Source organism: Rhodopseudomonas infernalis (assembly GCF_022271405.1).
GTDB lineage: Bacteria > Pseudomonadota > Alphaproteobacteria > Rhizobiales > Xanthobacteraceae > Rhodopseudomonas > Rhodopseudomonas infernalis.
Genome location: NZ_JAJNAL010000059.1, coordinates 1 through 22,330 on the forward strand (window position 1 = coordinate 1; position 22,330 = coordinate 22,330).

Below are 22,330 nucleotides of genomic sequence, written 5' to 3' on the forward strand. Positions count from 1 at the left end.
CATAAAAAAAAAAACCAAAAAATTTGGGTTTCCGCGCCGGCGCCCCCCCCCCCCCCCCCGCCCCGGAATGACTCGCTTGGGGTTAGGGGCAAGGGGAGGGCCGGAAGCCGTTTCCGGTTTTGCGGTCTCGCCACTTCCTGTAGAAGCGGGCGCATGCTCAGGCGCATTTTCACCGTTGGCGGCTTCACGCTTCTGTCGCGACTGACCGGCTTCGCCCGCGACATCATGCTCGCGGCGATCCTCGGCGCGGGACCGATCGCCGACGCGTTCTTCGTGGCGCTGCGGCTGCCCAATCATTTCCGCGCGATCTTCGCCGAGGGGGCTTTCAACGCCGCCTTCGTACCAGCTTATGCGCATGTGCATGGCGAGAAGGGCGAAGCCTCGGCCAAGCTGTTCGCCGACCGCGTCTTCACGCTGCTGTTCGTCTCGCAGCTGGTGCTGCTCGCGGTTGCGCTGGCGTTCATGCCGCAGATGATGAGCATCCTGGCGCCCGGCTTCACCGACGATCCGGCGCAGCGCGGGCTGGCGATCGATCTGACGCGGGTCACCTTTCCGTATCTGCTGCTGATCACCCTGGTGACGCTGTATGGCGGCATCCTCAACGTGATGCAGCGCTTCGCCAGCGCCGCGGCGGCGTCGATCTTTCTCAACATCTCGATGATGGCCACGCTGGCGCTCGCCGCGTTATTTCCGACCGCCGGTCACGCCGCGGCGTGGGGCGTGCTGATCTCCGGTTTCCTGCAGTACTTCCTGCTCGCCGGCGACTTGTCGCGGCACGGCGGCCTGCCACGCTTCGCCAAGCCGAAGCTCGATCCCGACATCCGCGCCTTCTTCCGCGCGCTCGGCCCGGCGACGGTCGGCTCGATGGGCACGCAGCTCGCGCTGTTCGCCGACACCATCATCGCCACCTTCCTGCCGGCCGGCGCGCTGTCGGCGCTGTACTACGCGGATCGGCTCAATCAATTGCCGATCGGCGTGATCGGCATCGCGATCGGCACGGTGCTGCTGCCGGAAATGTCACGGCAGCTCACCGCCGGCGACGATGCCGGCGCCAAGGCGTCGCAGCGCCGCGCCTTCGAATTCACGCTGCTGTTTTCGATGCCGTTCCTCGCTGCCTTCCTGACGGTGCCGGACGTGATCATGCGGGCGATGTTCGCGCGCGGTGCCTTCACCCGCGCCGATGCGCTGTCCGCCGGCGCGACGCTCGCCGCTTACGCGATCGCGCTGATCCCGTTCGTGCTGATCCGCAGCGCGGTGGCTCCGTTCTACGCGCGCAAGGACACCGCGACGCCGGTCAAGGCGGCGCTGACCGGCGTTGCGGCGAACGTGATCCTTAAAGTGCTGCTGATGGGGCCTTTGGCGCAGGTCGGCCTCGCGCTCGCGACCGCCGCTGGCGCCTGGATCAACCTGTTGCTGGTGATCTTCTTCTCGGTGCGGGCCGGCTATCTGGCCTTCGACCGCGCGTTGACTATGGCGATCGTCAAGTTTGTCGTCGTCGGCTTGCTGCTCGGCGCGGCCTTATGGGCGACCACCTGGTTCGGCGCGCCGTACCTCGCGCAACTCCCAACGCTGCGCGACGAGGCTGCCCTGCTGTTGCTGATCGTGGTGGGTGCCGTCGTCTACGGCGCCGCTGTGCTCCTGCTGTTCGGCCCGCGCTGGCTGAAGCGGCTGGTGCGGGGCTGATTAACGAGATCCGAACAACCTCTCGGCCCGTCGTCCCCGCGAAGGCGGGGATCCATAACCCCTGGCGTTAAAGTTCTGCGCAACGTCGACGTATGTGTAGGACCGTCATCACTCCGCCGCGACTCTAGGGTCTATGGGTCCCCGCCTTCGCGGGGACGACGCTGTGCGGGAGGCGGCGTGGTCGGGTCACAGCGCGCTCCCACCTCTCAACGACGCGTGGTTCTTTCGAGTCACCCCACCCGCGTCGTCGAGCGCACCAGATTGGTGACGTCCGAATACACTTCGAGCACCGGGTTGATGAAGCGGTGCGCCTTGTTTTTCGACACGATGGTGTCGTGCATCACCAGATAATCGATGCCGGTGGTGAGGAAGCAGGCCATCGCGTCGCGCGGGGTCTCGACGATCGGCTCGCCTTTGATGTTGAACGAGGTGTTGACCAGCACCGGCACGCCGGTCAGTGCCTCGAACTCCTTAAGGATGTAGTAGAGATCCGGCGCGGTCTCTTCGTCCACCGTCTGCACCCGCGCCGTGCCGTCGACATGAACGACGGCCGGGATCTTGTCGCGCCACGCCGCGGCCACCGGCTTGGCCATCAGCATGAACGGCGAGTCGCCCGCGCCTTCGAAGATCTCGTCTGCGCGCTCTTTCAGCACGATCGGCGCGAACGGCCGGAACGGCTGGCGATGCTTCACCCGGCTGTTGAGGATATCTTTCATCTCGGCGTGGCGCGGATCGGCGAGCAGGCTGCGATGGCCGAGCGCGCGCGGTCCGAATTCGGAGCGGCCCTGGAACCAGCCGATCACCTTCTGATCGGCGAGCAGCTTGGCGGTTTCCTTGTAGACCGCGTTGCTGCGCACGACGTTGATCTGCGGCTTGATGAAGAAGCGCTTGGTGGCCTCCTCGATCTCGCTGTCCGCATAGGGGCGGCCGATATAGGCGTGCTTCATTTCGAAGTTGCGCGGCTTCTGCTGCACGGCGAGGTGGCCGTAATAGGCGCAGCCGATCGCAATGCCGTCGTCGCCGGCGGCGGGCTGAATCCAGACGTTTTCGAATCCGGCTTCGCGGGCGATCCGGCCGTTGGCGACGCAGTTCAGCGCCACGCCGCCGGCGATGCAAAGATTCTTGGCCCCAGTAGTCTCGCGCAGCCAGCGCGCGCGCTCGAGCAGCACCCGCTCGGTATCGTCCTGCACCCGCCAGGCGAGGTCTTCCCAATGCTGCATCGCCGGGTGGGTCTCCCATTTGCCCGGCGAGTCCATGATGTAGGGCTGATTCAGCTCCGCGGTCCAATGCGGCACGGTCAGCTTGTTGTTCTCGAATTGCAGCATCGGCGGAATGGCGTTCGGCCGGCCATACGGCGCCAGCCCCATCAGCTCGCCGCATTTGTTCCAGTCACCGAACACGTAGCTCGACGCACGGCTGTAATAGGCGCCGAGACCGGGCATGTTGTAGAACTCGTCGGACAGGAACCCCCGCTCGGGTTCCATCCAGATCTTCTTCAGGCACTCCAGCTTGCTGCCGCTGAATTTGTAGTAGCTCTCGGACTCGCGGGCGAGCGGGGTCGCCTCGTCGCCGGGAAAGCTCTCGTCGACATCGGAGCGATAGCTGCCGACGCCGTCGACGATCATCACCACGCCTTCCTCGAACGGACACGGAGCGAACGCGCTATAGGCGTGCGCCAGGTGATGCGAGATCGTCTTCACCTTGTCGGACTGGCTGCGGAACAGCGCATGCGTGCTGGCATCGGGCCGTTCATGCTCGGGCAGGAACGCCGGCATATCCTGATACATCAGCCGGTCTTCCATCTCCGGGACCGGCAGGATGTAACAGTTGCGCACCACCAGATCGACGTCGGCCATGGTGATGCCTTCGGCGCTCAGGCAATAGTCGATCACCTCCTTGTAGAAGCCCGTCGCGTGTTTCTCACGGGTAACGCGCTCCTTCTCGATTCCGAATGCGATCTCGCCGTCGCGCAGCAGGCACGCGCTGACGTCGTGGTCGTAGGTGTTGAGGCCGAGGATATAGCTGTGCTGTCTGGACATTGAGCTCGTTTCTGCAGAGGAGCATTCGGAAGCGGATCGTGGCCCGGGCGCCGGCGCTACGACTTGGAGTGGATCGTCATCTCGAAGTCGATGCGCGCGACGCCGTGGTTCATTGTGGTTGTAAATCTTCGCACAAATGCATGCCAAAACCCATCAGGGACATGAATGTGTTCATGGACGGTGTGATCGAGACGGTTTTAGGATGGTCAATGTCGCAATGCACCATTTGAAACTCGTGAGCGTCGCGCGCGTTTCTCGCGCCCTGGCCAAGCCCTCGTGGCGACGAACTGAATTTATCGACGTCAACTTGACCCAAGCCGTTGCTTGCTCCTAATCTTGTCGAATTGAGGCCGCAAAAATTCGGTTAGATCCAAACGCATTTGAACCCTCACGGCGGATCCTGTCACCAATCCAGGCGAAGTCTTGTTCAATGCTCAACCGACCGGGAGAAAAACGTAGATGGCTCAAAATGTTTCGAAGGCCCGAAAAGGAATGCTCGCGCGCGTGCTCGCGGCAGTAGCGCTGACCGGCATTTATGCCCTCAGCCTCGTCGGCACGTCGGCCGCGTTCCTGACGGCGACCACTACCAAGGCTGACGCGCAGCGCGGCCGTGGTCGCGGTGGCGGCTTCGGTCGCGGTGGACGAGGGCGCGGCGGCGGTTTTTATCGCGGCGGTGGGCGCGGGTTCTATGGCGGTCGCGGTCGCGGTCGTGGCTGGGGTTACGGCGGCCGCTGCATGTTCAATCCGGTCTACGGCCGGGTGATCTGCTACTAAGCCGCTTGCGGCCACATCGCCCGACGCGGCGATCAAGTTGACGAAGGTGCACCGGGTAGCCGGTGCACCTTTTTTCTTATCCGGTGTTCTTTTCGTATCCGGTGTTCGATCCGTTGGTGCGCACTCGTGAAGATACTGAGTCGCGTTTGCGTGTCGCGCCGTTCCGCTGCAAGATGACGACGACAATACGCACGGAGGGTGAACCATGGCTCCCACCAAGTTCGGCGTCGGCCAAAGCGTCATACGCAAGGAGGACGATCCTCTGATCCGCGGCAAAGGCCGCTACACCGACGACTACGCACCGCAGGCTTCGGCGCATGCGCTGGTGCTGCGTTCGCCGCACGCGCATGCAACCTTCACGCTCGCCGCCGCGGCGGCACGGCAGTTGCCCGGCGTGCTGGCGATCCTCACCGCCGAAGACGTCAAGGATCTGGGTGGTCTGCCGTGCCTGTTCAATCTGCCTGATAAGCCGTTCCAGGGACCGAACTACCCCATCCTTGCCAGCGGCGAAGTCCGCCATGTCGGTGATGCGATCGCGTTCGTTGTCGCTGATACGCTGGCGCATGCGCGCGATGCGCTGGAGGCAATCGCGGTGGAGTGGATTCCGCAGCCGGCGGCGATCGGCGCCGGCGCTGCGATCGAGCCCGGCGCGCCGCAGGTCTGGCCGCAATTTCCGGGTAACGTCCTGTTCGACGCGGCGATCGGCGACAAGGCTGCGGCCGAAGCGACATTTGCCAAGGCGCATGCGGTCGCCGAGATCAAGATCGTCAATCCGCGCATCGTCACCAACTACATGGAGACGCGCGCCGCCGTCTGCGAGTACGACGCTAAGCGCGATCACTTTACGCTGACGATCGGCAGCCAGGGCAGTCACCGGCTGCGCGATATCCTGTGCCAGAACGTGCTGAAGATTCCGACCGAGAAGATGCGGGTGATTTGTCCGGACGTCGGCGGCGGCTTCGGCACCAAGCTGTTTCCGTATCGCGAGTACGCTCTGCTGGCGGTCGCCGCCAAGAAAATCGGCAAGCCGATCCGCTGGACCGCCGACCGCTCCGACCATTTCGTCGGCGACTCGCAGGGCCGCGACAACATCACCACGGCGCGGATGGCGCTGGCGGAGGATGGCAAGTTCCTCGGCATGGATGTCGATCTGATCGGCGACCTCGGTGGCTATCTGTCGACCTTCGGTCCGTACATTCCCTATGGCGGCGCCGGCATGCTGCCCGGGCTCTACGACATCAAGGCGTTTCACTGCCGCATCCGCACTGTGTTCACCCACACGGTGCCGGTCGACGCCTATCGCGGTGCGGGGCGGCCCGAAGCGGCCTATGTGATCGAGCGGCTGGTCGATGCCTGCGCCCGCAAACTCGGGATGTCGCCCGACGCGGTCCGCCGCAAGAACTTCATCGCGCCGCGCGCGCTGCCTTACACCACCGCGACCGGCAAGGTTTACGACTCCGGCGACTTCGCGGCGCATCTGAAGCGCGCCATGGAAGTGGGCGAGTGGAAGGAATTTTCCAAGCGCGCCAAGACGGCGAAGAAGCACGGTCTGGTGCGCGGCATCGGGCTTGCCTCCTATGTCGAGGTCTGCGGCACGATGGGCGAGGAGACCGCCAAGGTCGTCCTCGATCCGGATGGCGATATCACCGTACTGATCGGCAGCCAGTCGAGCGGGCAGGGTCACCAGACCGCCTACGCACAGATCGTCGCCGAGCAGTTCGGCGTGCCGCCGGAACGGGTTCGCGTCGTCCAGGGTGACACCGACAAGATCGCCACGGGGCTCGGCACCGGCGGCTCGGCGTCGATCCCGTCCGGCGGCGTCAGCGTGCAGCGCGCCACGCACCAGCTCGGCGAGCAGCTCCGCGACATCGCGGCCGACGCGCTGGAGACCAGCGCGGCGGACCTCGAAATCAGCGACGGCCTCATCCGGATCGCCGGCACCGACCGGTCGATCTCGTTTGCCGATCTGGCCAAACGTCCGGGTGTCGATGCGTCGAAGCTCAATGCCAGCGCGAGCTTCTCCAGCGCCGACGGCACCTATCCGAACGGCACCCATCTGGTCGAGATCGAGCTCGATCCTGCCACCGGCAAGATCAGGATCGTCAACTACGTCATCGTCGACGATTTCGGCGTGACGTTGAACCCGCTGCTGCTCGCCGGTCAGGTCCATGGCGGCACCGTGCAGGGCATCGGCCAGGCGCTGATGGAGCGCGCGGTGTACGATCCGAACGACGGCCAGCTCGTGACCGGCACCTTCATGGACTACGCGATGCCACGCGCAGCCGACGCCGCGCCGATCGTGTTCGAAACCGCCAACGTGCCGTGCGCCACCAACCCGATGGGCGTGAAGGGCGCGGGCGAAGCCGGGGCGATCGGGTCTTGCCCGGCGGTGGTCAACGCCATCATCGACGCGTTATGGCGCGAATACCAAATCGACCACATCGACATGCCGGCGACACCCGAACGGGTATGGATGGCAATCCGCGAGCACCAGCGGCGGCATCGCCTGTAAGCGGCGCCGGTGTTGACGATTATGTGATCGGCGGCGCGAGGCGGTACGATTCTGTGGGGCGTTTGGACAGGTGCGGTGAGAGATCGCACCTGCAAGGCTGTCATCTCTTTGACGAGTTGGAATAGTTCTATCAAATCGGTGTTTGGAAGAATCGGGTCCGGCTGTCGGACCTTTGGTTCGACTTGAGCCCAGGGAGACGAGGCAATGTTGCGAACAGTCGTGGTGGCGGGAGCCCTGCTGATCAGTGCGAGCGCGGTTTTCGCGCAGCAGAGCGTGGTCGACAAGACGCAGAAGATGATGAAGGACAACGGCCGGAACATCATGCAGCTCAGCGCGATGGCCAAGGGCGAGAAGCCCTACGATCAGGCCACCGTCGACGCCGCGTTGAAGCAGTTCGACGAGACCGCCAAGGAACTGCCCAAGCAGTTTCCGGAGAGCGTGAAGGGGCTGAAGGCGACCGACAGCAAGTACAGCGCCTCGCCGAAGATCTGGGAAGAGCGCGCCAAGTTCGACGCCGAGATCGCGACCTTCGCCAAGGCCGTCAATGACGCCAAGGCCAACGTCAAGGATCTCGACACGCTCAAGGCCTCCTTCCCGGCGATCGGCAAGTCCTGCGGCAGCTGCCACGAAGGCTTCCGCCTGAAGGACGGCTAGGCGGCGCGCGGCGCGGCGGGCCCCCATCCGCCGCTGTGCTGCCGATGATGATGACCGCGTCCCCGCAGGTCCGGCCTGCGGAGACGCTTTTTGCTTTCGCCGAAAAGGATCGACTGTGGCTAGAAGGTTGGGCGTGGCTCTCGTGCTGTTGGCGCTGATCGCGGGCGCGGTTCTGTGGATACTGACCACTCCGGCCACGATCGCTGCGAGCGCACTCCCGGAACGAACGCCCGACCTCGCCAACGGCAAGGTCGCGTTCGACGCTGGCGGCTGCGCATCCTGTCACGCGACGCCGGGACAGGATGACCGCACCCGGCTTGGCGGCGGTCTGGCGATGAACTCGCCGTTCGGCACCTTCAACGTCCCCAATATTTCGCCTGATCCAACCACCGGCATCGGCAAATGGAGCGAGGCCGAATTCGTCACCGCGGTAATGCGCGGCACCGCCCCGGACGGCGCGCATCTGTATCCGGCATTTCCTTACCCGTCCTATGCCCATGCCAAGGTCGACGACGTCCGCGACCTGTTCGCCTACATCAAGACGCTGCCGGCCGTTTCGAACACGGCGCCGCCGCACGAACTGCCGTTCCCGTTCAACATCCGGCGCGCCGTTGGCGTTTGGAAACTGCTGTTCTTCGATACCAAGCCGTTCACGCCGGACCCGGCGCAGAGCGCGCAGTGGAATCGCGGCGCCTATCTGGTCAACGGCCTCGGCCATTGCGCCGAATGCCACAGCCCGCGCAATGCGCTCGGCGGCCTCGTCAGCGCCCAGCGCTTCGCCGGCGGGCCGGATCCCGAGGGCAAGGGCTGGGTGGCGAACATCACCCAGAAGGGCCTCAAGGACTGGAGCGAGAAGGATATCGCCTATTTCCTCGAGACCGGCATGACGCCGGAAGGCGACAGCGCCGGCGGTTCGATGGCGCGGGTGATCCGAAATACCTCGCAACTTAGCGGGCAGGATCGCGACGCGATGGCGGTCTATTTGAAGTCGCTGCCGCCGGTCGACGGGCCGGCGCGTCCGCCGCGCAAGTGAGCGGCGGTCGCCCGGACGTCATTTGGGGCCGAACGCCTTGAAGGTGATGATGGTGTGGGTGTCCTTGATGCCGGGGATCACCTGGACCTTTTCGGCGACGAAATGGCCGATGTCGGTGGTGCGGTCGACATAGAACTTCACCAGCAGATCGTACTCGCCCGCGGTCGAATAGATCTCCGACGCGATCTCGGCCTCGGCGATGGCGTTCGCCACCGCGTAGGACTTGCCGAGTTCGCATTTGAACTGAACGAAAAACGGGATCATCGCGTTGTCTTCTCCGAGGCTTGATCGGGGGCCATCAAGCCTAAAACGGCGGTGCGAGGCAAGCTTGCAGCCGGCCGAGCGGCACGATACCACGGATTGTGCACCTTGCGGGTCGGTCCGGCCCGTCCACGGACCACACGCGAGCAAGATATGGCAATTCCGATCGCAGTGACGATCGCAGGGTCCGATTCGGGCGGTGGCGCGGGTATCCAGGCCGACCTCAAGTCGTTTTCCGCCAATGGCGTCTACGGTGCCTCGGTGATCACCGCACTAACCGCCCAGAACACGCTCGGCGTCACCGGCATTCATGCGGTGCCGGCGGACTTCGTCACGGCGCAGATCGACGCCGTTTTCAGCGATCTCGCCGTCGCCGCGGTCAAGATCGGCATGGTGTCCCAACGTCAGGTGATCGAGGCGATCGCCAACGGATTGGCACGCTGGTCGCCGCCCAATGTGGTGCTCGATCCGGTGATGGTCGCCACCTCCGGCGATCGGCTGATCGATGACGACTGTATCGACGCCCTGCGGACACGGCTGATCCCGCGGGCCCGGATCATCACCCCGAACCTGCCGGAGGCGGCGGCGCTGCTGGACGAACCGATGGCGGCCGATCAGGCTGCGATCGAACGCCAAGGCATGCAGCTGCTCGCGCTCGGGTGCGAGGCGGTGCTGATCAAGGGTGGCCATGGGGATGGGCCGACCAGCACGGACTATCTGTTCAGCGCGGCCGGCACGGTGGCGCTGGTGGCGCCGCGGATCGCGACCAAAAACACGCACGGCACCGGATGCTCGCTGTCCTCCGCAATCGCCGCCCGGCTTGCCAAAGGCGAACAACTCGAGATCGCGGTCGGGCACGCCAAGGCCTGGATCAGCGAAGCGATCGCCGCCGCCGATCGGCTGCAGATCGGCCGTGGGCACGGTCCGATCCACCATTTCCATGCGTTCGACTGATCGGCGTGTCACTGACACGCGCGATAGTTGCCAGGCTGCAGAAATAAACTAAATCTAGGCACTAAGGTGAACCTTGCGCGTTGGTGGGGCCCAAGGAGCACCAATGACGCCACCGAGTTTATCCGACCGATTTCGTAGTTTCATTCATCAGTCAGAGTTCCCCTGCGTCGGTGCGAAATCCGCTCTCGCCAAAGGCACGCTCGAAGTGCTGGTCGCGCGAGATATCAGGTCCAATTGGGACGACCGTCGCATCTACGACGGAATCACTAACGTCGTTGCGAGCTACCGCGCAGATCGCGCGTTGTTCAGGAGTTTCGCGGTGATCTTCGAAGGTCCTGATGAGATCGACGAGCCCACGTTCGAGACCTATTTGTGGGCGCGCGCCGAAAGCCTGACCAACAAGGACACCTGGCTCGGCAAGCCTCACGATCAACGCGTCAGCAGCGATCCGGACAATCCGCATTTCTCGTTGAGCTTCGGTGAAGAGGCCTTCTTCATCGTCGGTCTGCATCCGCATGCCAGTCGTCCGGCCCGGCGCTTCGAGCGTCCGGTGCTGGTGTTCAATCTGCACGATCAGTTCGAGCAGCTACGCCGGCAAGGCCTCTACGAGAAAATGCGCGAGAAGATCATCGCGCGAGATATCGCTCTGGCTGGAACTCCGAACCCGATGCTGGCACGGCATGGCGTGAGTTCGGAAGCGCGTCAGTACAGCGGCCGGATCATCGCCGATCCGGAATGGAAGTGTCCGTTTCATCCGGTGGAACGCGTATGAGCGTCGCGACCATCCCGCCGCGCTCCGGCACCGCATTCCGGCTGCGCAAGGGCGAACATCTAACCGTGATCGACCCGCAGGGCGAGCAGGTCGCGGATCTCGTCGTGTTCAATGCGCAGGATCTTCGCGAGGCGATCTCGTCGGGGCGCAGTCTGGACTACGCCAGCAAATTGTATCTCACGACCAATGATCTGATCTACTCCAACCGCAGCAACGTCATGTTGAGGATCGTCGAGGACACGGTCGGCCGGCACGACTTCCTGCTGACGCCTTGCTCGCGCGAGACCTTCAAGATCATCTATCACGATGAAAATCCGCATCAGGGCTGTTTCGGCAATCTGGAAGCGGCGCTCGCGCCGTATGGGGTCGAGTCCGACGCGATCCCAGTGGCGTTCAACTGCTTCATGAACGTGGCGATCGCGCCCGAGACCGGCGCCTTCACGGTGGAAGCCCCGCTCAGCCGCGCCGGAAGCTACGTCAGGTTCCGTGCCGAGATGGATCTCATCGTCGGCCTGACGGCCTGTTCGGCCCTGCAATCGAACAACTACGCCTTCAAGCCGATCGATTATCGGATCGATTGAGCGGCTGATCCTCGCAGGACCCGGAGGTCGTCTCAGACAATAGTTGTCCCCGCCTTCGACGAAGGCCGGGGGGCCCCCGGGGCGGGTTGTCGCAGCACCGTCGCACTCCGCTGATAATCGGAAATCACTGAAGATTTCCAGATTCGCGACGGCCCCAATGACTCCCGATCTTGACAAATCCCTGGTTCAGACCGCCTACGCCCGCTGGGCTCCGATCTACGACGCGGTGTGCGGACCAGTGATGGTCAAAGGGCGGCGTGCGGCCGCAGCCGAAGCGCGGGTTCAGGGCGGCAAGATCCTCGAAGTCGGGGTCGGCACCGGGCTGTCGTTCGACGATTACGATGCGTCGACCGAAATCACCGGGATCGATCTCAGCGTCCCGATGCTGGAGAAGGCCCGCGCCAAGATGGCGACCGGCCGCTATCCGTGGGTCAAGGCCGTGCGCCAGATGGATGCGCACCATCTGCAGTTCGACGATGCCAGCTTCGACTGCGTCGTCGCGCAGTTCGTCATCACGCTGGTCGAAAATCCCGAGCAGGTGCTGTCGGAGTGTCACCGCGTGGTCAAGCCGGGCGGTCGTATCATCCTGGTCAATCATCTGTACTCCGAAGTCGGCGTTGCCGCCGCGGTCGAGCGCTGGGCGGCGCAGAAGACGCGCGGCCTCGGGCTGCGGCCGGAATTCCCCTTCGCGCGACTGCAGGCCTGGGCTCAGGCCAACAGCGACGCGATCCTGGTCGAGCGGCGCAAGATCAAGCCGTTCGGCATCTACACGCTGGTGTGCTTCGAACGAGCCGGCCCGTCGCTGGCAGCGTAGAGCCACCGCATTGTCATTCGCTGCCGCCGGCAGCCTGGCATGGGACAAAGACGATGAGCGACGACGGACCGGAACGACGTTTCCGTACGCTTTTCATTTCAGACGTTCATCTCGGTGCGCGCGGCTCGCAGGCCAACCTGCTACTGGATTTCCTGCGCGTCCACGATGCCGATACGATCTACCTGGTCGGTGATATCATCGACGGCTGGGCGCTGAAATCGAGCTGGTACTGGCCGCAGTCACACAACGACTTCGCCCAGAAGCTGCTGCGCAAGGCGCGCAAAGGCGCCCGGGTCGTCTACATCCCGGGCAATCACGACGAATTCCTGCGTTCGTATTACGGCACGCATTTCGGCGGCATCGAAGTCGCCGAGAGCGCGATCCATGTCGGCGCGGATGGCCGGCGCTATCTGGTGATCCACGGCGACATGTTCGATCTCGTGGTGCAGAACGCGCGCTGGCTCGCCCATGTCGGCGACAAGGCCTACGATCTGGCGATCCGCCTCAACCGGGTCGTCGCCGCGCTGCGCCGCTGGGCCGGCGTACCGTACTGGTCGCTGTCGCAATGGGCCAAGCTCAAGGTCAAGAACGCCGTCAACTACATCGGCGCGTTCGAGCAGACGCTGGCGCAGGAAGCCCGCCGCACCGGCACCGACGGCGTGATCTGCGGCCACATCCACACCGCCGCGATCCGCGACGATCACGGCATCCGCTACATGAACTGCGGCGACTGGGTCGAGAGCTGCACCGCGCTGGTCGAGCACGAGGACGGCCGGTTCGAAATCATCACCTGGACCGATCCGCTGAAGCGCAACCTGCCGGTGCCGCAGGTTGCGGAGCGGCGTGCCGCCTGATGCGTATTCTGATCGCCACCGACGCGTGGCACCCGCAGGTCAACGGGGTGGTGCGGACGCTGACGATGATGGCCGAGGCGGCCCGCACGCTCGGCACCGAAGTGGTGTTCCTGACGCCCGAGCCGTTTCCGACGGTGCGGCTGCCGAGCTATCCGGATCTGCGCGTCGCCATTCCAAACCCAGCCAAGATCGCCCGCCTGATCACGGCCGCGCAGGCCGACTGCATCCACATCGCCACCGAAGGCCCGATCGGCCTGATGGCGCGGCGCTACTGCATCAAGCGGGGGCTGCGTTTTACGACCAGCTTCCACACCCGCTTTCCGGAATATATTTCCGCGCGCGCGCCCATTCCGGAGTCGCTGGTTTGGGCATTGCTGCGGCGTTTCCACGGCGCGAGCCACGCGGTGATGGCAGCGACGACGGCGCTCGCCGATGAACTCCGCGACCGCGGCTTCAACAACGTGGTGCTATGGCCGCGCGGCGTCGACGGCGAGTTGTTTCGTCCGCGCCAAGGCGTCGATCTCGGCCTGCCGCGCCCGGTGTTCCTCTCGGTCGGCCGCGTCGCGGTCGAGAAGAACTTGGAGGCCTTTCTGGCACTCGATCTGCCAGGCACCAAGGTCGTCGTTGGTGACGGCCCAGCACGCGTGACGTTGCAACGTGATTTCCCGCAGGCCGTGTTCCTCGGCGCCAAACAGGGCGAGGCCCTCGCACAGGTCTACGCCGCTGCGGACGTGTTCGTATTTCCGAGCCAGACCGACACCTACGGGCTGGTGCTGCTCGAGGCGCTCGCCAGCGGCGTGCCGGTCGCAGCCTTTCCGGTGACGGGCCCGCGGGACGTGATCGGCGATGCGCCGGTCGGAGTCCTGAACGAGGATCTGCGCCAGGCGTGCCTCGGCGCACTGTCGATCTCCCGCGACGCTTGCCTCGAGTTTGCCGCAAAGCATACCTGGGTCGCGTCGGCACTCGCCTTCATCGACAACGTTACTCGGGTGTGGTTGATGGACCCGGAACCGATGTTGTCGCAGGACACCGGCAAGCCGCGCAGCCTGGTCGCCTGACCGCTCTTGGTCGGTCTGATCCTCAAGCCAACGTGCGTTGCTGCGCGACCTGCCCCGACGCTACGATGCGGCCATGATGGATTCAGTCTCACTACCCGTGACCGCCGCCGAGATCGACGCCGCCGCCGCCGTGTTGGCGCCCTATGCGGTGCGCACCCCGCTGCTGACCTCGCCGGCGCTCGACGCCGTCACCGGCGCGCGCGTGTATCTCAAGCCGGAGATGCTACAGCGCACCGGCTCGTTCAAATTTCGCGGCGCATTCAACAAGTTATCGTCGATCCCGGAGGCCATGCGCGGCGGCGGGGTGGTGGCGTTCTCGTCCGGCAATCACGCCCAGGGCGTCGCCGCTGCGGCGCAGATCCTCGGCATGCGCGCCACCATCGTGATGCCCGCCGATGCGCCGCTGTCGAAGCGTGAGCGCACCAAGGGCTACGGCGCCGAGGTGGTGCTGTACGATCGCGACCGCGAGGACCGCGAAGCGATCGCCCGCGACATCGCCGGCAGCCGCGGCGCGACGCTGGTGCCGCCTTACGACGATCCGAAAGTAATTGCCGGGCAGGGCACTGTCGGACGCGAGATCGCGGCCGATCTCGCCGCGCTCGGCATCACGCCCGATATCGTGGTCGCGCCCGCCTCCGGCGGCGGCCTCGTCGCTGGCACGGCGCTCGCGGTGACGACGCGCTTTCCCGAAGCGTCGGTGATGTCGGCCGAACCAGAAGCGTTCGACGACCACGCCCGCTCGATCGCGGCCGGGCGCCGCGAACCGCACAAGGCCGAAGGCCGCACTATTTGCGACGCGCTGATGGCGTCGATCCCGGGTGAGCTCACCTTCGCGATCAATCAGCAGCTTTTGTCGCGTGGCGTAACGGCAACCGATGCCGAGGTCGGCAAGGCCGTGGCTTTCGCTTTCCGCGAGTTCAAGCTAGTGGTCGAGCCGGGCGGCGCGGTCGCGCTGGCGGCGCTGCTGGCCGGCCACATTGATGCGCGCGGCAAGACCATCGCGATTGTGTTGTCGGGCGGCAATGTGGACGCCGATCTGTTCGCGAAACTGATCGCGTAACGAGCGTCGCCGAATGAACGGCGATCAGGAGAAAAACGCGATCTTCTCGGGCTGGCTCATCCGCCGCAGCGGCGCAAGCGCATCGCTGCGCGCCTGGCCGGGGTTGGTGACCATGCCGCTCGCCAGCAGGGCAGCGCCGAGCGACGCCGAAGCACCGGCGGTCGGAGCGGCAGAAACTGCGGCAGCCGAGGGAGCCGGAGGCGCCGTAACCGTTGCCGGCTCAACCATTCGAGCGGCGACCGGGTGAAGCGGCGGCTCGGGCACGTAAAGCGGCTCGCCGCGCTCGCCGATCTCGAAGCTCTGCATGTCGCCCGGCTGCTCGGTTTCCGCGCCGGATAGATCGATCGCCGGCTCGTGCGGCATCGCAACTTCGGCGACCAATCGGGCGATGTCGGGTGCGGTGGTGGCTTCGCGCTGGACCGCCTCAGCCTGCTGTGCTTCTGCCCGCTCGGCTGCTTCCGTCAGTTCCGCCTCAAGGCGCGCGGCTTCGATGGCGGCTTCGAGTTCGCCCGGTTCGTCGGGTTGCGGCGCCGACATTTCGAGCGCCACCAGATCGAGCATGGTGTCGACGTCCTCGTTCTCGCCGACAGGCGGTTCAAGGCCATCGGCGCCGGCCGTGTCCAGAGCTGAACTGGACGGGGCGGCCGTTGCTACGCTGCCAGCCTCGACGAATTCGAGTTCGTCGGTCGCAGTGCCGGTGACGATCGTCAGCGCTGGATCAAGCACGGCCGCTTCGGCAGATTGCGACTCAGGCGCCGCAGCGGCGCTCGGAACCGGAGATTCGGCTGCATCCGGCGACTCGGCCACGATGATCGCCGCTTCGGGCAAGTCACCATCGGCCGCGGGCGAGGTGGGGTCATCGCTCGCAGGCAACGGCTGGGACCGATGCGGCCGCTCGTGGCCGGCGAGATCATGAACTCGGTCGAGCAGGCCGTCGAACGCCGCCAGCACGGCCTCGCGATCGATCTCGCTGACCAGCCGCTGCCCCGCTTCGATCGCCGTGACCTGATTGTCCAGCAGATTGCAGATGCGCACATCGGCGCCGCATTCGCGCAGCGTCCACGACACTTCGCGGATGATGCGGGCGCCGTCGCGAGCGGCCGTCAGGGTGGCGTCGTTGTCGAGGCCCGCAATGGCTCTCGCCACCTCGGCGCGCGCCTCGCCGACGATCGCGCTGATCGCGACCAGCGAATCGCCGACTGCCGGCGAGCCGTTAGCCTGCTTCTGAGCGGAGAGATTCTGTTCGATGCGGGCGACCGCGTCGAGTACCATGCGGGTGTCGGCGTTGCGGTTACGCTTGGCGTATTCGCTGAGAAACCAGCGCCCGCGTGACGTCTCCATGAAGGCTTCGCGGATCGCGTCATAGTCCGCATCGCTCGGCATCGCCGCGCGAGCGGAGATCGGCGAAAGTGCGAATGCTTCATCGGCCATCACGGAGACTCATTGCACAAATCACTGCACGTCACGATAACGATCATCACGATCCGCCCTGAATCGCAATTGAATTGATGTTCCCCGAACCGAAAATCCCCACAAAATCAGGGCCTCCGAAGCGATTCGCGGTCGGTCTCGCGGTGTTCTATGCGACCGTTTTCAGCGTCACCGGCACCTATCTGCCGTTCTTCACCGTGTGGCTGAAAGCGATTGGTATCGAAGCCTCCTGGATCGGCGTGATCGTTGCCGCACCGTCGATCACGCGCTTCACTGTTCTGCCCTTCATCACCGCGCTGGCCGAGCAGCGTCACGCTTTGCGCGCTGCCTTGATTACCACGGCCAGCCTCACAGCGCTGGGGTTTGTGTGCCTCGGTCTGCTACGAGGGCCATGGGCGATCCTTGCGGTGTTCGTTCTCACCGCCTGCGCCTGGACGCCTCTCGTGCCACTGACCGACGGCTATGCGCTGAAAGCCGTGACACGGTTCGGTCTGAACTACGGACCGTTGCGGCTGTGGGGCTCAGCCGCGTTCGTCGTCGGCGCGCTGGTGAGCGGTGTGCTGGCCGACCTGATCGCACCGGAGCATCTGATCTGGGTGATCGCCGCCACAGCTGCGCTCGGTATCTGCGCCGCCTTCGGCTTGCAGCCGCTCGATGCGCCCGGCACACGGCCGGCGGCACCGCTGCGCCGCGTCGTACTGCTGCGCAATCCGACGTTCCTGGCGATCATCATGTCGGCGGGGCTGATTCAGGGCAGCCACGCCGCCTACTACACGTTCGGCTCGATCGTCTGGCAGGGCGCCGGTTATGACGGCAAGACGATCGCCAGCCTGTGGATCCTCGGCGTGCTCGCCGAGATCGTGGTGTTCGCGCTGTCACCGCGGCTGAGGATTGCGCCGTCGCTGATGATGTTGATCGGCGCCCTCAGCGCTGTGGTGCGCTGGCTGATCACCGCGCAGGATCCGCCGCTTGCCGTGCTGATCGCCGTGCAGGTGCTACACGGATCGACGTTCGGGCTGACTCAGCTCGGCACCATGGGCCTGTTGGTACGGCACGCGCCGGGCCATGTCATCGCCCGGGCGCAGGGTTACTTCACGGCCTGCACGGGCCTGGCGATGAGCAGCGCCGCGATGCTGTCCGGCCTGCTGTTCGCTCATATCGGGCTCGCCGTGTACGATCTGATGGCCGCGATGGCGCTGACCGGTGCGCTGGTCGTGCTGCTGGCTCGCCGCCGGTTCGAGACGGCGCCGGTCGATCAACCCCACAACGCGGGTTCGGGCGGATAGACGGTGCTGGCCTCGTAGCGAAGTCCATGGTCGCGGTCTTTCGCGAGTAGCAGCGGGCCGTCGAGATCGACGAAGCGTGCCTGCGGCGTCAGTAGCATCGCCGGCGCCATCGCCAGTGAAGTCGCGACCATGCAGCCCACCATGATATCGAGACCGAGTGCCTGCGCGACCTGCGCCATCGCGATCGCTTCGGTGATGCCGCCGGTCTTGTCGAGCTTGATGTTGACCGCATCGTAGCGGCCGCGCAGCGCTTGCAGCGAGTCGCGCGCGTGGACGCTTTCGTCGGCACAGACCGGGATCGGCCGGCGGATCGTTGCCAGTGCCTCGTCATGTCCGGCCGGCAATGGCTGTTCCACCAGCGTGACGCCGGCGTCGGCGCAGGCTGCGAGGTTGCGGGCGAGATTGTCCGGGGTCCAGGCCTCGTTGGCGTCGACGATCAGTTCCGATTTCGGCGCCGCGCGGCGCACCGCCGCGATCCGTGCCTCATCGCCGTCGCCGCCGAGCTTGATCTTGAGCAGCGATCGCGTTGCAGCCTTTGCGGTCGCTTCGGCCATCGCTTCGGGCGTGCCGAGGGAGATCGTATATGCGGTCGTTGCCGCTGTTGGCGCAGCGACGCCGAGCAGGTCCCAGACGCGCCGGCCGCTCAGCTTGGCTTCGAGATCGAGCAGCGCGCAATCGAGCGCATTGCGGGCGGCGCCCGGCGGCATCGCGGATTGCAGCGTCGTGCGATCGAGCCCGCGCAGCAGCGGCTCCTGCATCGCTTCGATTGCGGCGAGCACGCCGTCGGGCGTTTCACCGTACCGCGCATAGGGAACACACTCGCCGCGGCCGGTGTTGCCGTCGCGCGTGATCTTCGCGACCACAACCACGGCTTCGGTTTTGGCGCCGCGGCTGATGGTGAATGCACCGGCGATCGGCCAGCGCTCGAGGCGTGCATCAAATTGGGACGGATTGATGGAAGTCATTCGAATTTCTGACAAACTGAAGCCAAGGGTTGCTCCGCGCAACTAAGTATGGCTGTTAGCGGGTGTTCCCCACAAGCCGCTGTTTGACTTTCCGGATGGCTCAAAATGGCACAGCAATTGGCCTTGGACGGTGATCCAACGCTCGAGCGGATTACGCGCGGCGAAGGTCTCGCGCTGTGCGCCGCCGGCTCGTGGACCGCGCGGTTCGCGCCGGCGCTGGAGCGCATCGTCGCCGACGCCGAGCAACTCACCGGAACCAAGCCGAACATCTTCATCGACGTGTCTCAGGTCGCGCGCCTCGACACTTTCGGCGCCTGGCTGATCGAACGGCTGCGCCGCAATCTCGCTCAAGACGGCGCCGAGGCCAGCATCGCCGGCCTGTCGGCGAACTATGCGAGCCTGGTGGACGAGGTGCGCCAGGTGAAGCCGGCACCGCCGCCGGCGCGGGAGTCCGGTGCGCTGCGCGGCTCTGTCGAGAAGCTCGGCCGCACCATGTATTCGTTCGGCGACGATATCGTCGCGCTGATCAGCATGATGGGCGCGGTGCTGGCCGGCGTCGCGCGGGCGATCCTGCATCCATCGACCTTCCGCCTTACGTCCACGGTGCATCACCTCGAGCAGGTCTGCTGGCGGGCGGTGCCGATCGTCGTGCTGATCACCTTCCTGATCGGCTGCATCATCGCCCAGCAGGGCATCTTTCACTTCCGCCGCTTCGGCGCCGACGTCTTCGTTGTCGACATGCTCGGCGTGCTGGTGCTGCGCGAGATCGGCGTGCTGCTGGTCGCCATCATGGTGGCGGGCCGCTCGGGCAGCGCCTACACGGCTGAACTCGGCTCGATGAAGATGCGCGAGGAGGTCGACGCGCTGCGCACCATGGGGTTCGATCCGATCGACGTCCTGATCGTGCCGCGGCTGATCGCGCTGGTCATCGCGCTGCCGATCCTCACCTTCCTGGGCGGGATGGCGGCGCTGTATGGCGGCGGGCTGGTCGCGTGGCTGTACGGCGGGGTTGATCCCGAGGCCTTTCTGCTGCGGCTGCGCGATGCGATCTCGATCAATCACTTCACCGTCGGCATGATCAAGGCGCCGGTGATGGCGGCGGTGATCGGCATCGTCGCTTGCGTCGAGGGCCTCGCGGTGCGCGGCAGCGCGGAGTCGCTCGGCAGTCACACCACCGCCTCGGTGGTGAAGGGCATTTTCTTCGTGATCGTGATGGACGGCGTGTTCGCGATCTTCTTCGCGTCGATTGGAATCTGACGCATGCCGACAGCGACCGATCCGATCATCCGGGTGCGCGACGTCTCGGTGCAGTTCGGCGCCACCCGGGTGCTCAACGAACTCAGCCTCGACGTCCGCCGCGGCGAGATCCTCGGCTTCGTCGGGCCGTCCGGCGCCGGCAAATCGGTGCTGACCCGGACCATCATCGGGCTGGTGCCGAAGCTCAGCGGCTCGATCGAGGTGTTCGGGATCGATCTCGACGCCGCCGGCAAGGCGGAGCGGCGCGGCGTCGAGCGGCGCTGGGGCGTGTTGTTCCAGCAGGGCGCGCTGTTCTCGTCGCTGACCGTTCGGCAGAACATCCAGTTTCCGATCCGCGAGTATCTCAAGCTGTCGCAGCGGCTGATGGACGAGGTCACCGTCGCCAAGCTGGTGATGGTCGGCCTCAAGCCCGAGGTGCTCGACCGCTTCCCGTCCGAACTGTCCGGCGGCATGATCAAGCGCGTGGCGCTGGCGCGGGCGCTGGCGCTCGATCCGGAACTCGTCTTCCTGGACGAGCCGACCTCGGGCCTCGACCCGATCGGCGCCGGCGATTTCGACGAGCTAGTGCGTACTCTGCAGCGGACTTTGGGGCTTACCGTTTTCATGGTAACTCACGATCTCGACAGCCTGCACACCGCCTGTGATCGGATTGCCGTGCTTGGTGACGGCAAGGTGATCGCGGCCGGCTCGATGGCCGATATGCAGGCTTCGCAGCATCCGTGGCTGCGATCGTATTTTCACGGCAAGCGGGCACGCGCGGTGGTCGGTTAGCGATGCGCAAATCGAATGTGGTTCAGGATGTTTCGACAGCGAGTGCCGCTTTCAGCCCGCAATTGGCGCGCACAGACAGCGTGCCGGCGGCGCCGGACCAGGTCGGAGTAGAGTAATGGAAACCCGGGCGAATTATTTCCTGATCGGCATCTTCACCCTCGCGGTCATCGCCGCCGCGTTCGGTTTCGTGCTGTGGTTTCAGAGCCTGCACTCCACCAAGGCGCGCAGCCCGCTGCGGGTGGTGTTCGAGGGCGCGGCGTCCGGCCTGCGCAACGGCGGCAGCGTCAACTTCAACGGCGTCCGGGTCGGCGAGGTGATTTCGGTCAAGCTCGACAATCCGAAGCGGGTGGTGGCGCTGGCGATGGTCGAGAACACCGCGCCGATCCGCAAGGACACGCTGGTCGGCCTGGAATTCCAGGGCCTCACCGGCGTCGCGGCGATCTCGCTGAAGGGCGGGATGGAATCGGCGCCGCCGGTGCCGCTCGACGAGGACGGCGTGCCGGTGCTGACCGCCGATCCCGAGCTGCTGATGGACATCTCCGAGTCGGTCAAGGCAACGCTGCGCAACGTCAACAAGGTGGTGGCCGAGAACGCCGAGTCGGTGAAGGATTCGTTGCAGAACCTGCAGGTGTTCACCTCCAGCCTGGCGCGCTCCTCGGACAAGATCGACAGCATCATGGCCAAGGTCGACGGCGTCATCGGCAAGACCGACAGCGTGATGCAGGGCATCGACGCGCTGGCCGGCGGCAAGGACGGCGGCGAGTTGTTCCAGGCGGTGAAGTCGTTCCGCGAACTCGCCGACAATCTCGACAAGCGCTCCAACGCGCTGATCCTCGATGGCCGCCGCACGCTGGGTGATATCAGCCGCGCGGTGAATAACCTCGACCGCAACCCGACGCGCCTGTTGTTCGGGCCGAGCAACACCGCCCAGGAGCAGCAGCCGCCGCGCATCCAGGCCGCTCCGCCAGCCGCCGCCCGCGCCGAGCAGCCGCGCCCGCCGCGCCGCCGCACGCAGTAGGATGAGCTGGGCGAGGGGAGGTCGAGTGCCGATCGCACCAGCCTCTCGTTCGTCATTCCGGGGTGTGCCACCGGGGCCGGCCTTAGGCGGGCCCGATGACAGGCTCCGCGCGAACCCGGAATCTATGACGACCGCGGTCAATGTTGACCATGTGGGGGATCGTCCGCGGTAGAGTGAGGCAGGCCGTGGGACTAACAACACCCGTCATTGCCGGGCTTGATCCGGCAATCCATCCTCTTCGCAAGATGTCTCTCCTCGCGAGTGGGCATTCCTCAGCGCTCCGCGCGCGATGGATGCGCGGGCCTTCGCCGTGCCGAAGGGGCTCTGGCCCCGGACGCGGGTCGAGCCCGCGCATGACGGCGGAGGGTGGGGCACGGCCGTGCTCCCAAGTAAGCTGTCATCACCCGCGAATGCGGGTGATCCAGTATTGCAGAGCGCTCGCGGCAATGTTGGTGCCGACCAACGAAATGCTCTGGGATACTGGGTCGCCCGCTTTCGCGGGCGATGACGTAAGAGGGTGGGGTGCCCCTCGTCCGTGACGTCGAACCGATTT

20 protein-coding genes are annotated in these 22,330 nt (G+C 65.3%); 16 read left to right on the forward strand and 4 right to left on the reverse strand.

The features are described 5' to 3' along the window. Positions 1-153: 153 nt before the first annotated feature. Positions 154-1,683, forward strand: a complete 1,530-nt coding sequence (gene murJ / locus LPW26_RS23790; RefSeq protein WP_238738209.1) for a murein biosynthesis integral membrane protein MurJ — start codon at positions 154-156, stop codon at positions 1,681-1,683. 230 nt (positions 1,684-1,913) lie between these two features. Here murJ and LPW26_RS23795 read toward each other — a convergent pair whose 3' ends face one another. Beyond that, positions 1,914-3,722, reverse strand: a complete 1,809-nt coding sequence (locus LPW26_RS23795; protein WP_238738210.1) for a carbamoyltransferase family protein — start codon at positions 3,720-3,722, stop codon at positions 1,914-1,916. Positions 3,723-4,226: 504 nt separating this feature from the next. Here LPW26_RS23795 and LPW26_RS23800 point away from each other — a divergent pair. The 4 genes from LPW26_RS23800 to LPW26_RS23815 all read left to right on the forward strand — a co-directional run bounded on the left by LPW26_RS23800 (position 4,227) and on the right by LPW26_RS23815 (position 8,695). Then, positions 4,227-4,496 carry a hypothetical protein gene (locus LPW26_RS23800; RefSeq protein ID WP_238738211.1) on the forward strand — a complete coding sequence of 90 codons (270 nt, stop codon included), beginning with the start codon at positions 4,227-4,229 and terminating at the stop codon, positions 4,494-4,496. Between the two features lie 205 nt (positions 4,497-4,701). Then, complete coding sequence (locus tag LPW26_RS23805) at positions 4,702-7,008, forward strand: xanthine dehydrogenase family protein molybdopterin-binding subunit (RefSeq protein ID WP_238738212.1); 2,307 nt, start codon at positions 4,702-4,704, stop codon at positions 7,006-7,008. A 204-nt stretch (positions 7,009-7,212) separates the two neighbouring features. After that, on the forward strand, positions 7,213-7,662 hold the full coding sequence (locus tag LPW26_RS23810; RefSeq protein WP_238738214.1) for a c-type cytochrome: 450 nt from the start codon (positions 7,213-7,215) through the stop codon (positions 7,660-7,662). Between the two features lie 115 nt (positions 7,663-7,777). After that, on the forward strand, positions 7,778-8,695 hold the full coding sequence (locus LPW26_RS23815) for a c-type cytochrome (protein ID WP_238738216.1): 918 nt from the start codon (positions 7,778-7,780) through the stop codon (positions 8,693-8,695). Positions 8,696-8,713: 18 nt separating this feature from the next. On the opposite strand, the gene LPW26_RS23820 is transcribed toward LPW26_RS23815, so the two are convergent. Continuing rightward, positions 8,714-8,959 carry an Lrp/AsnC ligand binding domain-containing protein gene (locus LPW26_RS23820; protein WP_238738217.1) on the reverse strand — a complete coding sequence of 82 codons (246 nt, stop codon included), beginning with the start codon at positions 8,957-8,959 and terminating at the stop codon, positions 8,714-8,716. A 150-nt stretch (positions 8,960-9,109) separates the two neighbouring features. On the opposite strand from LPW26_RS23820, the gene thiD reads away from it, so the two are divergent. The 7 genes from thiD (at position 9,110) to LPW26_RS23855 (ending at position 15,049) form a co-directional block, all read left to right on the forward strand. Then, positions 9,110-9,910: a bifunctional hydroxymethylpyrimidine kinase/phosphomethylpyrimidine kinase gene (gene thiD / locus LPW26_RS23825; protein WP_238738219.1), complete on the forward strand. Its 801-nt coding sequence runs from the start codon at positions 9,110-9,112 to the stop codon at positions 9,908-9,910. 103 nt (positions 9,911-10,013) lie between these two features. After that, positions 10,014-10,682, forward strand: a complete 669-nt coding sequence (gene gntA, locus LPW26_RS23830) for a guanitoxin biosynthesis heme-dependent pre-guanitoxin N-hydroxylase GntA (RefSeq protein WP_238738237.1) — start codon at positions 10,014-10,016, stop codon at positions 10,680-10,682. Further along, complete coding sequence (locus LPW26_RS23835) at positions 10,679-11,263, forward strand: DUF1989 domain-containing protein (protein ID WP_238738221.1); 585 nt, start codon at positions 10,679-10,681, stop codon at positions 11,261-11,263. The genes gntA and LPW26_RS23835 overlap by 4 nt, the downstream gene beginning before the upstream one ends. A gap of 157 nt (positions 11,264-11,420) precedes the next feature. After that, on the forward strand, positions 11,421-12,077 hold the full coding sequence (locus tag LPW26_RS23840) for a class I SAM-dependent methyltransferase (protein ID WP_238738222.1): 657 nt from the start codon (positions 11,421-11,423) through the stop codon (positions 12,075-12,077). Positions 12,078-12,130: 53 nt separating this feature from the next. Next, on the forward strand, positions 12,131-12,931 hold the full coding sequence (locus LPW26_RS23845) for a UDP-2,3-diacylglucosamine diphosphatase (protein ID WP_238738223.1): 801 nt from the start codon (positions 12,131-12,133) through the stop codon (positions 12,929-12,931). After that, positions 12,931-13,989 carry a glycosyltransferase family 4 protein gene (locus LPW26_RS23850; protein WP_238738224.1) on the forward strand — a complete coding sequence of 353 codons (1,059 nt, stop codon included), beginning with the start codon at positions 12,931-12,933 and terminating at the stop codon, positions 13,987-13,989. Before LPW26_RS23845 ends, LPW26_RS23850 begins: the two co-directional genes overlap by 1 nt. A 73-nt stretch (positions 13,990-14,062) precedes the next feature. Beyond that, entirely contained in the window at positions 14,063-15,049 is a 987-nt protein-coding gene (locus tag LPW26_RS23855; protein ID WP_238738226.1) for a threonine/serine dehydratase, read from the forward strand. A 24-nt stretch (positions 15,050-15,073) separates the two neighbouring features. On the opposite strand, the gene LPW26_RS23860 is transcribed toward LPW26_RS23855, so the two are convergent. Next, positions 15,074-16,480 (reverse strand): hypothetical protein, encoded by a 1,407-nt coding sequence (locus tag LPW26_RS23860; RefSeq protein ID WP_238738228.1) that lies wholly within the window; start codon positions 16,478-16,480, stop codon positions 15,074-15,076. A gap of 77 nt (positions 16,481-16,557) precedes the next feature. Between LPW26_RS23860 and LPW26_RS23865 the strand changes: the two genes are divergently transcribed. Continuing rightward, entirely contained in the window at positions 16,558-17,766 is a 1,209-nt protein-coding gene (locus LPW26_RS23865; protein ID WP_238738230.1) for an MFS transporter, read from the forward strand. Here LPW26_RS23865 and dgcA read toward each other — a convergent pair. Continuing rightward, on the reverse strand, positions 17,736-18,731 hold the full coding sequence (gene dgcA, locus LPW26_RS23870; RefSeq protein WP_238738232.1) for an N-acetyl-D-Glu racemase DgcA: 996 nt from the start codon (positions 18,729-18,731) through the stop codon (positions 17,736-17,738). The genes LPW26_RS23865 and dgcA overlap by 31 nt on opposite strands. Before the next feature lie 105 nt (positions 18,732-18,836). Here dgcA and LPW26_RS23875 point away from each other — a divergent pair, with 105 nt between their 5' ends. From LPW26_RS23875 to LPW26_RS23885, 3 genes are all read left to right on the forward strand, one after another. After that, positions 18,837-19,988 carry an ABC transporter permease gene (locus LPW26_RS23875; protein ID WP_238738234.1) on the forward strand — a complete coding sequence of 384 codons (1,152 nt, stop codon included), beginning with the start codon at positions 18,837-18,839 and terminating at the stop codon, positions 19,986-19,988. A 3-nt stretch (positions 19,989-19,991) separates the two neighbouring features. Beyond that, positions 19,992-20,759 (forward strand): ABC transporter ATP-binding protein, encoded by a 768-nt coding sequence (locus tag LPW26_RS23880; RefSeq protein WP_238738235.1) that lies wholly within the window; start codon positions 19,992-19,994, stop codon positions 20,757-20,759. Between the two features lie 115 nt (positions 20,760-20,874). Beyond that, complete coding sequence (locus LPW26_RS23885) at positions 20,875-21,777, forward strand: MlaD family protein (protein WP_238738236.1); 903 nt, start codon at positions 20,875-20,877, stop codon at positions 21,775-21,777. Positions 21,778-22,330: the final 553 nt, after the last annotated feature.

Bases quoted from the DNA above. Each gene is read 5' to 3' on its own strand.
- murJ (WP_238738209.1), top strand. From the start codon at position 154: ATGCTCAGGCGCATTTTCACCGTTGGCGGCTTCACGCTTCTGTCGCGA.
- LPW26_RS23795 (WP_238738210.1), bottom strand. From the start codon at position 3,722: ATGTCCAGACAGCACAGCTATATCCTCGGCCTCAACACCTACGACCAC.
- LPW26_RS23805 (WP_238738212.1), top strand. From the start codon at position 4,702: ATGGCTCCCACCAAGTTCGGCGTCGGCCAAAGCGTCATACGCAAGGAG.
- LPW26_RS23810 (WP_238738214.1), top strand. From the start codon at position 7,213: ATGTTGCGAACAGTCGTGGTGGCGGGAGCCCTGCTGATCAGTGCGAGC.
- LPW26_RS23820 (WP_238738217.1), bottom strand. From the start codon at position 8,959: ATGATCCCGTTTTTCGTTCAGTTCAAATGCGAACTCGGCAAGTCCTAC.
- thiD (WP_238738219.1), top strand. From the start codon at position 9,110: ATGGCAATTCCGATCGCAGTGACGATCGCAGGGTCCGATTCGGGCGGT.
- gntA (WP_238738237.1), top strand. From the start codon at position 10,014: ATGACGCCACCGAGTTTATCCGACCGATTTCGTAGTTTCATTCATCAG.
- LPW26_RS23835 (WP_238738221.1), top strand. From the start codon at position 10,679: ATGAGCGTCGCGACCATCCCGCCGCGCTCCGGCACCGCATTCCGGCTG.
- LPW26_RS23840 (WP_238738222.1), top strand. From the start codon at position 11,421: ATGACTCCCGATCTTGACAAATCCCTGGTTCAGACCGCCTACGCCCGC.
- LPW26_RS23845 (WP_238738223.1), top strand. From the start codon at position 12,131: ATGAGCGACGACGGACCGGAACGACGTTTCCGTACGCTTTTCATTTCA.
- LPW26_RS23850 (WP_238738224.1), top strand. From the start codon at position 12,931: ATGCGTATTCTGATCGCCACCGACGCGTGGCACCCGCAGGTCAACGGG.
- LPW26_RS23855 (WP_238738226.1), top strand. From the start codon at position 14,063: ATGATGGATTCAGTCTCACTACCCGTGACCGCCGCCGAGATCGACGCC.
- LPW26_RS23860 (WP_238738228.1), bottom strand. From the start codon at position 16,480: ATGGCCGATGAAGCATTCGCACTTTCGCCGATCTCCGCTCGCGCGGCG.
- LPW26_RS23865 (WP_238738230.1), top strand. From the start codon at position 16,558: ATGTTCCCCGAACCGAAAATCCCCACAAAATCAGGGCCTCCGAAGCGA.
- dgcA (WP_238738232.1), bottom strand. From the start codon at position 18,731: ATGACTTCCATCAATCCGTCCCAATTTGATGCACGCCTCGAGCGCTGG.
- LPW26_RS23875 (WP_238738234.1), top strand. From the start codon at position 18,837: ATGGCACAGCAATTGGCCTTGGACGGTGATCCAACGCTCGAGCGGATT.
- LPW26_RS23880 (WP_238738235.1), top strand. From the start codon at position 19,992: ATGCCGACAGCGACCGATCCGATCATCCGGGTGCGCGACGTCTCGGTG.
- LPW26_RS23885 (WP_238738236.1), top strand. From the start codon at position 20,875: ATGGAAACCCGGGCGAATTATTTCCTGATCGGCATCTTCACCCTCGCG.